General features: G+C 71.2%; 14 protein-coding genes and 1 pseudogene. 3 read left to right on the forward strand and 12 right to left on the reverse strand.

The features are described from left to right. The first annotated feature begins 13 nt into the window (after nucleotides 1-13). On the forward strand, nucleotides 14-1,291 hold the full coding sequence (locus ACWD0J_RS05555) for a metallophosphoesterase (protein WP_451494453.1): 1,278 nt from the start codon (nucleotides 14-16) through the stop codon (nucleotides 1,289-1,291). Between the two features lie 244 nt (nucleotides 1,292-1,535). Here ACWD0J_RS05555 and ACWD0J_RS05560 read toward each other — a convergent pair whose 3' ends face one another. Together ACWD0J_RS05560 and ACWD0J_RS05565 are read right to left on the reverse strand one after the other, a co-directional pair. Then, nucleotides 1,536-3,080, reverse strand: a complete 1,545-nt coding sequence (locus ACWD0J_RS05560; RefSeq protein WP_451494454.1) for an ATP-binding protein — start codon at nucleotides 3,078-3,080, stop codon at nucleotides 1,536-1,538. Beyond that, a complete protein-coding gene (locus tag ACWD0J_RS05565; protein WP_451494455.1) occupies nucleotides 3,077-3,766 on the reverse strand; it encodes a response regulator transcription factor in 690 nt (229 codons plus the stop codon). The genes ACWD0J_RS05560 and ACWD0J_RS05565 overlap by 4 nt, the downstream gene beginning before the upstream one ends. A gap of 173 nt (nucleotides 3,767-3,939) precedes the next feature. Between ACWD0J_RS05565 and ACWD0J_RS05570 the strand changes: the two genes are divergently transcribed. Further along, nucleotides 3,940-6,348 carry an MMPL family transporter gene (locus ACWD0J_RS05570; RefSeq protein WP_451494528.1) on the forward strand — a complete coding sequence of 803 codons (2,409 nt, stop codon included), beginning with the start codon at nucleotides 3,940-3,942 and terminating at the stop codon, nucleotides 6,346-6,348. A gap of 7 nt (nucleotides 6,349-6,355) precedes the next feature. Here ACWD0J_RS05570 and ACWD0J_RS05575 read toward each other — a convergent pair. The 10 genes and pseudogenes from ACWD0J_RS05575 to ACWD0J_RS05620 form a co-directional block, all read right to left on the reverse strand. Beyond that, a pseudogene (locus ACWD0J_RS05575) lies at nucleotides 6,356-6,780 on the reverse strand (Uma2 family endonuclease); the annotation flags it as partial. A gap of 91 nt (nucleotides 6,781-6,871) precedes the next feature. Further along, nucleotides 6,872-7,621, reverse strand: coding sequence for a TetR family transcriptional regulator (locus tag ACWD0J_RS05580; RefSeq protein ID WP_451494456.1), 750 nt, complete (start codon nucleotides 7,619-7,621; stop codon nucleotides 6,872-6,874). An 11-nt stretch (nucleotides 7,622-7,632) separates the two neighbouring features. After that, nucleotides 7,633-8,184: a thiol-disulfide oxidoreductase DCC family protein gene (locus ACWD0J_RS05585; RefSeq protein WP_451494457.1), complete on the reverse strand. Its 552-nt coding sequence runs from the start codon at nucleotides 8,182-8,184 to the stop codon at nucleotides 7,633-7,635. Then, complete coding sequence (locus ACWD0J_RS05590; RefSeq protein ID WP_451494458.1) at nucleotides 8,181-8,585, reverse strand: hypothetical protein; 405 nt, start codon at nucleotides 8,583-8,585, stop codon at nucleotides 8,181-8,183. The genes ACWD0J_RS05585 and ACWD0J_RS05590 overlap by 4 nt, the downstream gene beginning before the upstream one ends. A gap of 131 nt (nucleotides 8,586-8,716) precedes the next feature. Then, on the reverse strand, nucleotides 8,717-9,127 hold the full coding sequence (locus ACWD0J_RS05595; RefSeq protein ID WP_451494459.1) for a VOC family protein: 411 nt from the start codon (nucleotides 9,125-9,127) through the stop codon (nucleotides 8,717-8,719). A 257-nt stretch (nucleotides 9,128-9,384) separates the two neighbouring features. Beyond that, nucleotides 9,385-10,164, reverse strand: a complete 780-nt coding sequence (locus tag ACWD0J_RS05600) for a succinate dehydrogenase iron-sulfur subunit (protein WP_451494460.1) — start codon at nucleotides 10,162-10,164, stop codon at nucleotides 9,385-9,387. Beyond that, entirely contained in the window at nucleotides 10,164-11,918 is a 1,755-nt protein-coding gene (sdhA, locus tag ACWD0J_RS05605) for a succinate dehydrogenase flavoprotein subunit (RefSeq protein WP_451494461.1), read from the reverse strand. Before sdhA ends, ACWD0J_RS05600 begins: the two co-directional genes overlap by 1 nt. A gap of 19 nt (nucleotides 11,919-11,937) precedes the next feature. Next, a complete protein-coding gene (locus tag ACWD0J_RS05610) occupies nucleotides 11,938-12,432 on the reverse strand; it encodes a succinate dehydrogenase hydrophobic membrane anchor subunit (protein ID WP_451494462.1) in 495 nt (164 codons plus the stop codon). An 8-nt stretch (nucleotides 12,433-12,440) separates the two neighbouring features. After that, nucleotides 12,441-12,821 carry a succinate dehydrogenase, cytochrome b556 subunit gene (gene sdhC, locus ACWD0J_RS05615; protein ID WP_451494463.1) on the reverse strand — a complete coding sequence of 127 codons (381 nt, stop codon included), beginning with the start codon at nucleotides 12,819-12,821 and terminating at the stop codon, nucleotides 12,441-12,443. A 190-nt stretch (nucleotides 12,822-13,011) separates the two neighbouring features. After that, nucleotides 13,012-13,590, reverse strand: a complete 579-nt coding sequence (locus ACWD0J_RS05620; RefSeq protein ID WP_451494464.1) for a 2-oxo-4-hydroxy-4-carboxy-5-ureidoimidazoline decarboxylase — start codon at nucleotides 13,588-13,590, stop codon at nucleotides 13,012-13,014. A 224-nt stretch (nucleotides 13,591-13,814) separates the two neighbouring features. Here ACWD0J_RS05620 and ACWD0J_RS05625 point away from each other — a divergent pair, with 224 nt between their 5' ends. Beyond that, entirely contained in the window at nucleotides 13,815-15,398 is a 1,584-nt protein-coding gene (locus ACWD0J_RS05625; protein WP_451494529.1) for a family 20 glycosylhydrolase, read from the forward strand. The last annotated feature ends 18 nt before the right edge of the window (nucleotides 15,399-15,416 follow it).

The raw sequence follows: 15,416 nt of genomic DNA on the forward strand, positions 1-15,416 counted from the left end.
GGGACACGACACCGTGGTCATACTCTTCGTCCTGCTCGTTCTGGCCGTCCTGGTGGCGACCAGCTGGTACCTGTGGCGGCGCCTGTTCCGCGACACGACCCGGGCACCGGGTCCCGTGCGCCGTGCGGGCGCGGTGCTGATCGCCGGCGGCTGGGCGCTCACCGTCGCGGCCGTCGTCGCCGAACGCGCCGGTGCGCCGTTCTGGCTCCAGCGCGTCCTGGCCTGGCCGGGTTTCCTGTGGATGGCCCTGTCGATCTACCTGCTGCTGGCCGTGGTGGCGGGTGAGGTGGTACGAGTGCCGCTGCGACGGTTCCTGGAACGGCGGGCGCGCGCGGAGACGGCCGTCCGCCGGCCGGAACCGGTGCCGGCGGGCGGCGCGCCCCTCCCGGAGCCGGAGCACGACTCCGAGCCGGGCCCGGAGCCGGAGCCGGAGCCGGACCCCGCGCCCCCGGCCGCCCCGGTCCTCCCCTCCCGCCGTCTGTTCGTCTCCCGGGTCGTGGGGGGCGCCGCCGCCGCGGCGGCCCTCGGGACCGTCGGCTACGGGACCTACGGCGTCCTGAACGGCCCCACGGTCAAGCGGGTCACCGTCCCGCTGGCCAAGCTGCCGCGCGCGGGACACGGTTACCGGATCGCGGTGGTCAGTGACATCCACCTGGGTCCGGTGCTCGGCCGCGGGTTCGCCCAGAAGGTCGTCGACACGATCAACGCCACCCAGCCCGACCTGATCGCGGTCGTCGGCGACCTGGTCGACGGCAGCGTGAAGGACCTCCGCCCGGCGGCGGCACCCCTGGCCCGACTGCGGGCCCGCCACGGGGCGTACTTCGTCACCGGCAACCACGAGTACTTCTCCGGCGCCGAACAGTGGGTCGAGGAGGTACGCCGGCTGGGCCTGCTCCCGTTGGAGAACGCCCGGACCGAACTGGCCCACTTCGACCTCGCGGGCGTCAACGACGTGGCGGGCGAGGACGAGGGCCAGGGCCCCGACTTCGCCAAGGCGCTTGGCGACCGGGACCCGGCCCGCGCGTGCGTGCTCCTCGCCCACCAGCCGGTCCAGATCCACGACGCCGTCGAACACGGCGTCGATCTCCAGCTCTCCGGTCACACGCACGGCGGCCAGCTCTGGCCCGGCAACTTCATCGCGGCGTCCGCGAACCCGACCCTCGCGGGCCTGGAGCGCTACGGCGACACCCAGCTGTACGTCAGCCGTGGCGCCGGCGCCTGGGGCCCGCCCACCCGGGTCGGGGCGCAGTCGGACATCACGGTGATCGAACTGGCGTCACGGCAGGCCTGAACGGGCCGGTTCCCCGGGCGCCGGCCCGGACGCCGTCCTCCGCCTCCGGCGTCCCGCCCGGATCTGACGCGGTCCCGCGGCTGGACACGCCCCGGCGTGACGGCGGACAGCGCCACGGCAGCACCGCGCCGGCCGGCGCCCGGCCGTCCGGGGAGGCCCGGCTGCGGACTGAGACGTACGGGGAGAGACGTACGGGGAGAGACGCGTACGGGGAGAGACACGCCCGCCGGCGCGCCGGGGACGATCACGGGCCCTGCGGACCGGCAGACGGCTCCGGTGGGCACAGCCCTTCCGGCTCGCCCCCCGTCGTCGTCCCGCCGCCCCGGGCCGGCAAGGTGACCGTCACCGTCAGCCCCTCGCCCGGTGCCGTGTGCACCGCCACCTCGCCGTTGTGGGCCCGTACGACGCCCTGCACGATGGCCAGGCCGAGCCCGCTGCCCGCGCCTCCGCCGGCCCGGAAGAACCGGTCGAAGACGCGTGCCGCGTCCTGCGGGCCGAGCCCCGGCCCCTTGTCCGCGACGCACAGCCGTACGACCCCGTCCGCGCGCCGCACGCCGAGCCGCACCGGCACGTCCCCGGGCGTGTGCGTGCGCACGTTGGCCACCAGGTTGCCGAGCACCTGCCGCAGGCCGGACTCGTCGGCGCGCACCAGCAGGGAGCCGTCCGCGTCGACGGTGACGGGCCGCCCGGGCTGCTGCACCCGCAGGTCCTCGGCGGCCTCCCGCACCAGACGGCTCATGTCCACGTTCCGCAGGCGCAGTTCGGGCCGCTGGTCGAGGCGGGCCAGGGTGAGCAGCTCGTCGACGAGCCGCCCCATGCGGTCGGCCTCCGTCATCACCCGCCCCCAGGCCCGCTTGCGGTCGTCCGGGTCGGACAGCATCCCCCGGTCGTACAGCTGGAGGTAGCCGCGTATCGCGGACAGCGGGGTGCGCAGCTCGTGCGAGGCGTCGGCGACGAAGCGGCGCAGCTGGGCCGCGCTGCGCTCGCGCGTGCGGTACGCCGACTCCACCTGGTGGAGCATGGAGTTGAGGGCGAGGCGCAGCTGTTCGACCTCCTGCGTCGGATCGCGGCTGGAGGGCACGCGCCGGGTCAGGTCCCCCTCGGCGATCGCGGACGAGGTCTCCACCATGTCCTCCAGCGGCCGCATCCGGCGCCTGACGCTCATCATCGTCAGCGCGGCGAGCAGCGCCAGCAGCAGCGTGCCGATGGCGAGGTCGAGCTTGAGGGCCTTGGCGACGCCCTTGTGCAGGGCGTCGGTCGAGGTGGCCAGCAGGATCTGGGTGCCGTCGGCGAGCTCGGTCCCGGTCACCCGGTAGGAGGCGCCGTGCACGGTGACGTCGTGCGGCTCGGGGTCCTCGTTCAGCGCGCCCGGGTCGTCCACGGCGTCCGCGAGGCCCCGCTGGGCGTCGGTGGGCTGGATCCCGAGGATGCCGATCGCCTCGCCCCGGCTGTCGACGGCGGTGAACAGGGAGTCCGGGGTCGGTTCCTGGTCCGTCTGCTCGCGCACGAGCCGGTCCCGGAGGAAGCCCAGCACGCTCAGCGAGTCGATCGACCGCAGCGTCAGCTGCGAACCGCCCAGTGACTCACGGGTCTTGGCCAGCTGCGTGTCGACCTGGTCCAGCAGGTAGTACCGCATGCCCATCAGGCTCACGGCGGTCGCCGCGACGATCCCGACGGCGAGCAGCGCCACGTTCGCCAGCGTCAGCTTGCCGCGCAGCGAGTGCAGGCCGCGCTTGCGGCGTGTCCGCTCCCGCGCGCGAGCCCGCCACGGGAGACCCGGGCGTTTCACGCCAGTCCGTATCCGACGCCCCGCCGGGTGGTGATCACCGGCGGTCCCAGCGCGTCGAGCTTGCGCCGCAGGTAGCTGATGTACGTCTCGACGACGGTCGACTCGGCCGGCGTGTGCTCGTACTGCCAGACATGGCGCAGGAGTTGCTCCTTGGGCACGATCCGGCCGCCGTTGCGCACCAGGAAACGCAGCAGCGCGTACTCGGTGGGGGTCAGCTCGACCGAGCGGCCCGCGCGGTGCACCGAGTACGTCGTCTCGTCCAGCTCCAGGTCGCCGTATCTGAGCGGTGGCCGCTGCGGCAGGACGTCGGCCGGGCGGGTGCGGCGCAGTACCGCCGTGATCCGCGCGACGACCTCGTCGATGTTGAACGGTTTGGTGATGTAGTCGTCGCCGAAGCCGAGCGCGCCGACGACCTCGGCGGGCGCGTCGCGCGCGGTGAGGAACACGATCGCCAGATCGGGCCGCCGGGCGCGCAGTTGGCGGGCCAGGGCGCGGCCGTCGCCGTCCGGGAGCATGACGTCGAGCAGCGCCGCGTCCGGGCGGGTGCGCTCGGCGAGCGTGAGCGCCTCGCGGACCGTGCCCGCCGTCATGACCTCGAATTGGTGGTAGCGCAGGGCGATGGCGAGAACGTCCGCGATGCTCTCCTCGTCCTCCACGACCAGCACGGTGCCTGGAGCCGTCGTCATGCCCCCAGTATCGGCGGGACCACTGACAGCGGGGCCCCTTCGCGCTTTGGAGTTCCTTGAGAGTCCTACGTTCCCGGTGTCCACGCGCGGGTGCCGCCGCCGATTCTGGTGCGCAGGACCTGGGGGACCGACCGAGCGACCGAGCGACTGAGGAGCTGTTGAGCGTGGCGGCATTGGCACGGTGGTGCTATCGGCACCGGCTGGTGGTCCTGTTGCTGTGGGTGGGGGCGTTGTTCGGCCTGGGGGCGGCGAGTTCCTCCGCGGGCACGAACTACGCGGAGGTCTTCTCCCTGCCCGACACGGACTCCAAGCGGGCGTACGACCTGATGGAGAAGGCCTTCCCGGAGCGCGCCGGCGACACCGACACGGTGGTGTGGAAGGTGGACGAGGGGTCCGTGCGGGACGCGTCCGTACGGGCCCGGATCGAACCCGCGCTGCGGGAGATCGGCACGATGAAGGGCGTCGGCGAGGTCACCGACCCGTACGCCACCGGCGGCGCGGCCGGCGTCAGCGAGGACGGGCGGATCGCCTACGCCCAGGTCACCTTCGCCGAGCAGGCCGACGCCGTACCGAAGGACCTGGTCCAGGACGTCGTCGACACCGCCCGGGACGCCGGCGGCGACGGCCTCCAGGTGGAGCTGGGCGGCCAGGCCATCACGCGGGTGCAGGAGCCGCCCACCGGCACCGCCGAGATCGTCGGCGTCCTCGCCGCGGCCGTCGTGCTGTTCCTCGCCTTCGGTTCGCTGTTCGCGATGCTGCTGCCGATCCTGATCGCACTGTTCGGCGTGGGCACCGGCATGTTCTCCACGCAGCTGATCAGCCATGTCACCAACGTGCCCGAACTGGCGTCCCTGCTCTCCACGTTGATCGGTCTCGGCGTCGGCATCGACTACGCCCTGTTCATCGTCACCCGGCACCGCAAGGGCATCCTGCGCGGCCAGGACCCGGAGGAGGCGGCGGTCACCGCTCTCAACACCTCCGGCCGGGCCGTGCTGTTCGCGGGCGGCACGGTGTGCATCGCGCTCGCCGGAATGCTGGTGACGAACCTGCGCTTCCTGGACGGCGTGGTCATCGGCACCTCGCTCACCGTCGTGCTGAGCGTCCTCGCGGCGGTCACGCTGCTGCCCGCGATGCTCGGCGTCCTCGGCCACCGGGTGCTCAGCCGCCGCCAGCGCCGCAAGCTGGCGGCGAGCGGCCCCGAGCCGGAGCGCACGAGCGGGCTCGCGGCCCGCTGGTCCGGGTCGGTCGAGCGCCGCCCGCGCTCGGTCGCGCTGCTCGCCGTCGTCGTGATGGCCGTGCTCGCCCTGCCGCTCCTGTCGCTGCGCCTCGGCACCGTCGACCAGGGCAACGACGACGCGTCGACGACCACCAAGAAGGCGTACGACCTGCTCGCCGAGGGCTTCGGCCCCGGCTTCAACGGCCCGCTCCAGGTGGTCGTGAACGGCGACGCGGCGGACAAACTCGTCACGACGATCCAGGGGACGGACGGGGTGGCCCAGGCCGTCTCGGCGCCGCCCGCGAACGGCGTGACGGTGATCCAGGTGATCCCGACGACCTCACCGCAGGCCGAGGAGACCGACCGGCTCATCGACACCCTGCGCGACGAGGTGATCCCCGAGGCGGGCGTCGAGGCCCATGTCGGCGGGGTGACGGCCGTCTCGAAGGACTTCGCGTCGGTGACGGCCGACCGCCTGCCGTACTTCATCGCGACGATCATCGGCCTCGGCTTCGTCCTGCTGCTGATCGCGTTCCGCTCGGTCGTCGTCCCGCTGACGGCCGCCGTGATGAACCTGATCGCCGCCGCGGCCTCCTTCGGCGTCCTGGTCGCGATCTTCCAGTACGGCTGGGGCCTGGACCTGCTCGGCCTCGGCCAGGAGGGCCCGATCGCCGCCTTCCTGCCGATCATCATGCTGTCCCTGCTCTTCGGCCTCTCCATGGACTACCAGGTGTTCCTGGTCAGCCGGATGCACGAGGAGTGGGTGCACACCAAGGACAACGCGCGAGCGGTACGGGTCGGACTCGCGGAGACCAGCCGGGTCATCAACTCCGCGGCCCTGATCATGGTCTGCGTCTTCCTGGCGTTCGTACTGAGCGGCGACTACGGAGCGGCCATGGCCGGTGTCGGCCTGGCCGCCGCGGTCGCCCTGGACGCGTTCATCCTGCGGACGGCCCTGGTGCCGGCCGCGATGCATCTGCTCGGCGACGCCAACTGGTGGCTGCCGGCCTGGCTGGAGAAGCGGCTGCCGCATCTGGCGGTGGAGCCGAAGGAGGACGGGGCTTCCCCGCAGGCGTCCGGTGCGCAGGGCCCCGTGTCGGTGGTGCACGGCTTCGTCCGTACGGCGGAAGGCGAGCCGGTGCCGGACGCGGCGGTGACCCTGCTGTCGGCGGGCGGACGTCAGCTCGACCGGGTGGTGTCCCTCGCGGACGGCTCCTACATCGTGTCGGTGCCGGGGCCGGGGACGTATCTGCTGGCGACGACGGCCCCGTCGTACGGGTCGCGGGCGCGGCACGTGGTCGTCGGGGAGGGACCGCTGGTGTGTGACGTGGAGCTGGCCGAGGGCGAGGTGGACGCGGTCAACTAGCCTTCGGGACGGGGATCTTCGCCTGGGCGTATGCGGTGACCTTGCCCCGGAGGTCGTTCTGGTAGGTGCTGGAGGTGACTTCCAGGACGAGGCGGAAGGCGATCGGGTCGTAGCAGTTGTTCCCGACGAGGTGATCTTCGATGTCGTCGTCGACGACCACGAGGTCGGGGATCGCGTAGTCCTCGACACCGGCGGGGAGCCAGAGCCCGACTCCTTCGAGTACTTCCGTCTCGCCTCCGTCCAGACCTGCGGCGTGGAAGGGGCGCCTCAACCTGGACAGAGCGCGGGCGTGAGCACCGTTGGGGGCGGCGACACGATGATCAGGCCTGCGATGATCTCGACGCGGTACCCCGGAAGGCGGTCCATGAGCCGGTTCGCCTCCGCGGTCAGCGGACGGTCGCCGTAGGGCCGCTCGACGGATGCTGCGAACATCACGGCCCTCCTGTGGGCTGGTGTCGAGCGAATCATCGTAGGCCGGGCGAGTCCCAGGTGTCCCGTTCGAGCCCCTTCACCCGATCGTGGATCACTCCGCCCGCCCCCTCGTCGCCGCCCCCGGATCCGGCATCACCTTCGTCATCCCCGGCAGGAAGTCCGTGAACAGCTCGTGCACCTCCCGGACGAGGGGCCGCAAGACCCGGAACCGCGCCAGCGAGACACCCCGCGCGGTGAGCCGCGCCCCCCGCTCGGCGAGCCGGTAACTCCGCTCGCGCCCCTCCGTCCGGTCGAAGATCCAGTACAGGACGAGCCCCATCTGGGCGAGCCACATCAACTCGGGCAGCATGTCCCGCAGTTCCTCCGGGACCTTGGTCCTGGTCGCTCCGGCGAGCACCTGCCGGTGGACGCTGATGGCCTCCACGCGCGCGTGCTCCGACTCGGGGGAGAAGGGGCTGAGCGGACTGTCGGGATCGGCGGCGTTCTTGAAGAACTGCACCGCGAACTCGTGGTACGGGGCGGCGATGTCCAGCCACACCTTGAGCACGCCCCCGAGCCGCGCCTCCAGATCCGTCTCCCGGGCCAGGACCTCCCGGACCGCCACCTGGTGCTCGGCGGCGATCCGGTCGTAGAAGCCCTGGATCAGGTGCTCCTTGCCCTCGAAGTAGTAGTACGCGTTGCCGACCGAGACCCCGGCCTCCTTGGCGATGGCCCGCATGGTCGTCTTGTCGTAGCCCCGCTCCTGGAACAGCCGCATCGCCGTCTCCAGGATCAGGGCGCGGGTCTGCTCGGACTTGCTCGGGGTACCGCCCTCGTCGGGGCCGTCATGGTTCGCAGGCACGACAGGAGAGCCTAACCAGTGGCGCGGGTCCCGCCGCGGCGGCCGGGCGGACAGGTGCCGTGGTCCGGCGAGGTGTACGTCCAACCCTGACCGGGGTCGTACGTCCACCCGTCCGCACGGCGGTACACCTGCCCGCCCCACTGGCCGCCCGCTTCCCACCACCCGTCCCTCTCTCGGCGGGCACCACGCCACCTGGCGGCGGCGAGCACCGCGCCCCTGGCGAGCCGCGCCCCGGACCGGGTGCTCAGCCGGTGGGCCAGCGCCCGGTGTTCGCGCAGCGCCCACAGGACGACGATCCAGGCGGCGGTGTCCCGGTAGACCTGCCCCGCGTCCCCGACGACGGTGATCTCGTCCAGGGTGGCGCGATGGTCCAGCCCGGGAAACCGCCGTACGGCCTCAGCCGACCCCGCCGGCACCAGGTCCAGCTCCACCAGCTGCGGCTGCCGTACGAGCCAGTCGCGCAGGAAGCCGCACAAGGCGCACCCGGCGTCGTACAGGACGGTGAGCCGGCGGACCGGGACGCGACGCGCGTCCCGGTCCTCGGTGGTCGCCACGGTGCTCACGCGCCCTGGATCCCGGCCCAGCCCTGCGGCGCCACGGGCGGCACCTGCTCCCGCTCCATGACGCCCCGGCGCCGGATCCGGTTGAGCACGTACACGTTGGCCAGGTGCATGAACCCGAGGACCAGCAGCACCACGCCCACCTTGGTCGACAGGGCCTCGAAGATCCCGCGGGTGTCGGCGATGGTCCCGTCCCCGCTCAGGTAGAGGGCGACGAACCCGAGGTTGACGAGGTAGAAGCCGACCACGAGGAGATGGTTCACGGCGTCGGCGAGCTTCTCGTTCCCCTGGAGGACGTCGGCGAGGAAGATCCGCCCGTTCCGGCTGAGAGTCCGGGCCACCCAGACGGTCAGCGCGATGCTGACGACCAGGTAGATGACGTAGGCGATGACGGTGCGGTCCATGGCCCCACCCTTTCTTGAACGCGTTCAAAACGCTGACAGGGCAGACTCTAGACCTGTTTTTGAACACGTTCAACGCGTGTGGACGGGACTGCGTCACCCCGCTCGCCGGCCCCCTTGCCCGGCGTCCTGTCTCACGCCCTGCGGGCGAGCTCCGGCCGCTTGCTGTAATCGGTGAACCCGATGACGTTCCCCCACGGATCGGCGACCTCGACGGTCCACCCGGTGGACACGGAGGACGGCTCGTCGAGCAGCGCGACCCCGGCGGCGGCCAGCTCCCGCGCGGCCACCCGGGCGTCCGGCACCTCCAGCCACACCCGCAGGGCGGGCCACGCCGGCGGCCGCTGCCCGATCCCCTCCTCCACCCGCAACAGGATCCCGGGCGTCTCACCCCCCACCTTCAGCTGCGCGACCCCGCCCTCGTCGAACCGGAATCCCACGGAGAACCCGGCCCGCTCATAGAAGCCGACCGCCTCGGCGAGGTCCCCGACGGGAAGCAGGACGTTGTCGAAACCGAGCAGCTCGTACGATTCCTTGTCTGACATACCGTCAGCGTAGGCCGATGATCCGCTGGAACCCGGGATTGCCGGTGGTCCCTCGCACGGTCGGCGGCAGCAACCCGTACGCACGACCGAGGGGACGAGCTGGACCCGGCCACCCACGCCCACGGCCGCACCGGCATCTTCCACGACCGGCTGAAGCTCGCCGCCCCGAACGCCCCGTACGGCGAGGGCCCCGCCCTCCGGTGCCGAACCGGATGACGGGGCCCTCGCCGTACGTGAGGCCCTACGGGAAAAGGGGCTCAGTAGCGGCGCGTGATCAGCGCTCGCTTCACTTCCTGGATCGCCTTCGTGACCTCGATGCCGCGCGGGCAGGCGTCCGTGCAGTTGAAGGTCGTGCGGCAGCGCCAGACGCCGTCGCGGTCGTTCAGGATCTCCAGGCGCTGCTCCGCCGCGTCGTCGCGCGAGTCGAAGATGAAGCGGTGGGCGTTGACGATGGCCGCCGGGCCGAAGTACTGGCCGTCGTTCCAGAAGACCGGGCACGAGGACGTGCAGGCGGCGCAGAGGATGCACTTCGTCGTGTCGTCGAAGCGCTCGCGGTCCTCGGCCGTCTGGAGACGCTCGCGGGTGGGCTCGTTCGTCTCCTTCGTGATGAGGAAGGGCATCACGTCGCGGTACGCCTGGAAGAACGGGTCCATGTCCACGACCAGGTCCTTCAGGACCGTCAGGCCCTTTATGGCCTCCACCGTGATCGGCTTCTCGGGGCTGAGGTCCTTGATCAGCGTCTTGCACGCCAGGCGGTTCTTGCCGTTGATCCGCATGGCGTCCGAGCCGCAGATGCCGTGCGCGCAGGAGCGGCGGAAGGTCAGCGTGCCGTCCAGCTCCCACTTGATCTTGTGCAGGGCGTCGAGGACGCGTTCCTTCGGGTCGATCTCCACCTGGAAGTCTTCCCAGGTCGCTTCCGCCGAGACCTCGGAGTTGAAGCGGCGGATGCGGAAGGTCGCCGTGATGTACGGGGAGTCGGCGAAGCCGGGCTCGGGGGTGCCGGCCGCGTCCGCCTTGTCCAGGGTCGGGGTTGCCATCAGTACTTACGCTCCATCGGCTGGTAGCGGGTCTGGACGACCGGCTTGTAGTCGAGACGGATGGACTCGGTGCCGTCGTCGCCGACCTCGCGGTACGCCATGGTGTGGCGCATGAAGTTGACGTCGTCGCGGTTCGGGTAGTCCTCGCGGTAGTGACCGCCGCGGGACTCCTTGCGGGCCAGGGCGGACACGGCCATGACCTCGGCCAGGTCCAGGAGGTTGCCGAGCTCGACGGCCTCCAGCAGGTCGGTGTTGAACCGCTTGCCCTTGTCCTGGATCGAGACGTTCAGGTAGCGCTCGCGCAGCTCGGCGATCTTCTCGACCGCCGTCTTGATCGTCTGCTCGGTGCGGAAGACCATGACGTTCGCGTCCATGGTCTCCTGCAGCTCGCGCCGCAGGACGGAGACCCGCTCGGTGCCGGTGGCGTCGCGCAGCCGCTCCACCTGGTCGAGCACCAGCCGCGCGGGGTCCTCGGGCAGCTCGACGAAGTCGGCCTTCTGCGAGTACTCCGCCGCCGCGATACCGGCCCGCTTGCCGAAGACGTTGATGTCCAGCAGCGAGTTGGTGCCGAGGCGGTTGGCGCCGTGCACGGACACGCACGCGACCTCGCCGGCCGCGTACAGACCCGGGACCACCGTGGTGTTGTCCGCCAGGACCTCACCCTCGACGTTCGTCGGGATGCCGCCCATCGCGTAGTGCGCGGTGGGCTGGATCGGGATCGGGTCCGTGTACGGCTCGATGCCGAGGTAGGTCCGCGCGAACTCGGTGATGTCCGGGAGCTTGGCGTCCAGCTGCTCCGGCGGGAGGTGCGTGAGGTCCAGGTAGACGTGGTCGCCCTCGGGACCGCAGCCCCGGCCCTCGCGGATCTCCGTGTAGATGGAGCGCGAGACGACGTCACGGGACGCGAGGTCCTTCATGACCGGCGCGTACTTCTCCATGAAGCGCTCGCCGTCCTTGTTGCGCAGGATGCCGCCCTCACCGCGGGCGCCCTCCGTCAGCAGGATGCCCATGCGCCAGATGCCGGTCGGGTGGAACTGGAAGAACTCCATGTCCTCCAGCGGGATGCCCCGGCGGTACACGGCGGCCTGGCCGTCACCGGTCAGCGTGTGCGCGTTCGACGTCACCTTGAAGAACTTGCCGCAGCCGCCGGACGCGTAGATCACGGCCTTCGCCTGGAAGACGTGGATCTCGCCGGTGGCCAGCTCGTACGCCACCACACCGGCCGAGCGCTTGACGCCGTCGACCTCGGTGATCAGCTGGTCCAGGACGTAGAACTCGTTGAAGAACTCCACGCCCTCCTTGACGCAGTTCTGGTACAGCGTCTGGAGGATCATGTGGCCGGTGCGGTCGGCCGCGTAGCAGGAGCGGCGGACCGGGGCCTCGCCGTGGTTGCGGCTGTGACCGCCGAAGCGGCGCTGGTCGATGGTGCCGTTCGGGGTGCGGTTGAACGGCAGGCCCATCTTCTCCAGGTCGAGGACCGAGTCGATGGCCTCCTTCGCCAGGATCTCGGCGGCGTCCTGGTCGACCAGGTAGTCACCGCCCTTGACCGTGTCGAAGGTGTGCCACTCCCAGTTGTCCTCCTCCACGTTGGCCAGCGCGGCGGCCATGCCGCCCTGCGCGGCGCCCGTGTGGGAGCGGGTGGGGTAGAGCTTGGTGAGCACCGCGGTGCGGCTGCGCTTCGTCGACTCGATGGCCGCGCGCATGCCCGCGCCGCCGGCGCCGACGATGACGGTGTCGTACTTGTGGATCTTCATGATTCTCGCAGCCCCGTGCCTAGCGGATGTTCGGGTCGAAGGTGAAGATCACCAGCGTGCCCAGCAGGATGGTGAACACCGTGGCGGTGTAGAGCAGGCCCTTGAGCCACAGCCGGGTGTTCGGCCGCTCCGCGTAGTCGTTGATGATCGTGCGCAGGCCGTTGGCGCCGTGCAGCATCGCGAGCCACAGCATCAGCAGGTCCCAGACCTGCCAGAACGGGGACGCCCAGCGGCCCGCCACGAAGGCGAAGCCGATCTTGGAGACGCCGCCGTCGAGCACGAGCTGGATCAGCAGGTGGCCGATGACCAGGACGACCAGCACGATGCCGGACAGCCGCATGAAGAGCCAGGCGGCCATCTCGAAGTTGCCCCGCGTGGACTTCGGGGACTTCTTCGTGCGCTTGCGCGGGGCCTCGATGAGGGGGGCCGGGTTGTCGACGGTGTAGACGGACCCGCCTTCGACGGGGCCGACCCCGGGCGCGGTGGTGTCAGTCGTGGCTGTGTTGTTCGACATCGTGCGCGTCAGCTCCCGAACAGTTCACGGTAGGCGTGGCCGAGGACGGGGTAGATCGCCCCGATCATCAGCACGACCCAGACGCCCATGACGGTCCAGAACATCTGCTTCTGGTAGCGCGGGCCCTGCGACCAGAAGTCGACGGCGATGACGCGCAGACCGTTGAGCGCGTGGAACAGGATGGCGGCGACGAGGCCGTACTCCAGGCACGCGACGAGCGGGGTCTTGTAGGTGGCTACGACCTTGTCGTAGTCCTCGGGGGAGACACGGACGAGCGCGGTGTCCAGCACATGAACGAACAGGAAGAAGAAGATGAGGACGCCGGTGACTCGATGAGCCACCCAGGACCACATTCCTTCCCGGCCGCGGTACAGCGTTCCAGCCGGCACGGAAGAACCCTCCACAAGCGGGGATTGGGGCCGCGCCGGCTTCTGTGTCGGACGGGCCCGGCCGGGTACGGTCCACCGGCCCCCAGCATCGTAGCGATGTGCTCGCGCTGGGCTTACGCCGGGCCTACCGGTGTGATCAAAGTGGCACGCGTACGGGTGAGAGATGCGGCTTGTGCGGCGGAGTGCGCCGTTATCTGCCGGGTGCGGTGCTGCGGGGGCTGGTCGCGCCGTCCCCGGCGCCCCTCAGGAAGGCCAGCAGCCGTCCGCTCGCCAGGCGGCGGAGTTCCTCTGCCGTCACCGCCCGCTCCTCCTCCGGATCGTTCGTCAATCGTGACCGGATGGCCGCCAGGAGGTGGTCGGGGAGCTCGGACGGGGGGACGCCGTCCAGGCAGATGGCGAACCTGTGACCGAATCGGGCCTGGTACGCCGCGTGCGCCGCGTCCAGCGCCATGTGGGCGGCCGAGTACGCGCTCCGCGGCAGCACCGGCAGCGCCTCCGCCGCCAGGGCCTCCGCCAGGTCGCCCGCGGTCAGGTCGTACGCCGCCTCGTCGGACGCGGCCAGGAGGGCGTCCGGGGTCGGGTACGGGCGGTGGGCCGTGATGCGGTGGGCCCAGTGGAGGCTGCGGAGGCAGGTGAGGAGCAGGGGCACCACCTCGTGGGCCGGGGCGGTGTTGAGGTGCTCCAGTGGGGAAGGCGTGCCGGGCGTGTCCCGGGTCTGCCCGGGCAGCGACGGTATGGCGACTGGGCCAGGGGAGTGTGTGGGCGTCACGTGGGTTTCGGCAGGGGAAGGTGTGCGGGATGTGGCGACACGTTATCGAGAGCGGACATGACGTGTCCGACGGATGCCCGAATTTCAGCCGAACGGGAGAGTTTCAGAACGTGTGGTGGACGCATGTACGTGTCCCGAGGGCCTAGGTTGGCGCCGTGAGTCAGCACAGGCGCCGGACGCCGGCGAAGAGCGCGGTGAAGCAGACGTGGGTGCTGATCGTCGCGATGGTTGTCGTGACGGTCGCGGTCGGGGTGGGTCTGAGCATGTGGGCCACCGGCGGGGACGGTGGCAGCGAGCCCGCGGGATCGGCGCAGGGCCGGCCCTCCCCGGACCTGTCCGCGGGCTCCTCGAAGTCCCCGAGTCCGACGCCCACCCGCTCGTACCCGCTGTCCACGGCTCCGCGCACCATCCCCGCCGTCCGGGCGCACACCCCGGCGCGCGGGCCCGGCTGGAAGCCGGCGAAGGGGCTGCGGGTCGTCGTCAGCGACGGGGACCTGGCCGACGAGGGGCGGCTGATCGCCGGTGAGCTGGGGCTGGCGTACGCGGGCGAGAAGGACGACGTGCGCGCCGGGGACGTACGGCTGGCGCTGAACGACGACGAGGGCGCGGACCCGGAGTCGTACGCCATGACCGTGCGCGGCGGGCGGGTGACCATCAGCGGGCCGGGCGAGGCCGGGGTGTTCTACGGGACCCGCACCCTCAAGCAGGAGGTGCACGACGGCGGTACGGCGCCGGAGGGCGTCGTGCGGGACGAGCCGGCCAAGCCGGTGCGCGGGTTCATGCTGGACATCGCGCGCAAGCACTTCACGGCCGGCTGGATCGAGGACCGGGTCCGGGAGCTCGGCGACCTGAAGTTCAACCAGCTGGGGCTGCACTTCTCCGACGACCAGGGGTTCCGGATCGAGTCCGACTCCCACCCCGAGGTCGTGTCCAAGGAGCACCTGACCAAGGCGCAGGTCAAGAAGATCGTCGACCTCGCGGCGAGCCGGCACATCACGGTCGTGCCCGAGATCGACTCGCCCGGCCACCTGGGCGCGGTGATCGCCGCGCACCCGGAGCTCCAGCTGCGCAATGCGCGGGGCGTGGCGACGCGGGGCGCGGTCGACATCTCCGATCCGGCGGCCGGTGAGATCGTCGACGACCTGCTGAACGAGTACGCCGGCCTCTTCCCGGGCGACCAGTGGCACCTCGGCGCCGACGAGTACCAGGCGCTGGTGGTGTCCGACCCCGAGGCGTCCTACCCGCAGCTCGCCACCGCCGCCCGGGAGGCCTACGGCTCCGGCGCGACCGTCGAGGACCTCACCACCGGCTGGCTCAACGACCGCGCCGACACGGTCCGCGCCCACGACAAGAGCCCGCGCGCCTGGAACGACGGCCTGTTCCGGAACACGTCCGTGCAGGCCGACAAGGACATCCAGGTGGCCTACTGGACGGGCAAGGAGATCGGGGCGCGGCAGCCGGTGGAGTACCTGAGCGCGGGGCGGAAGGTCGTCAACTACAACGACGAGTTCCTGTACTACGTCCTCGGGCAGCCGCTGACCTTCGTCTATCCGACCGGGCAGCGCATCTACGAGCAGTGGACCCCGCTCGTCGTGCGCGGCACGCAGCCGGTGTCCGCGACGTACGACGACCAGATCCTCGGCGGGTCCTTCGCCGTCTGGTGCGACCTGGCGGACTCCCAGACCCAGGCGCAGGTCGCGGCCGGGATCCGGATGCCGCTGCGGGCGACCGTGCAGAAGCTGTGGGACCCGGACGAACCGGAGCTGTCCTGGACGCAGTTCAAGGCCCTCGCCGACCGGCTGGGCTGAACCGGGGCGTACCGGGGG

The organism is Streptomyces sp. NPDC003011, from assembly GCF_053591515.1.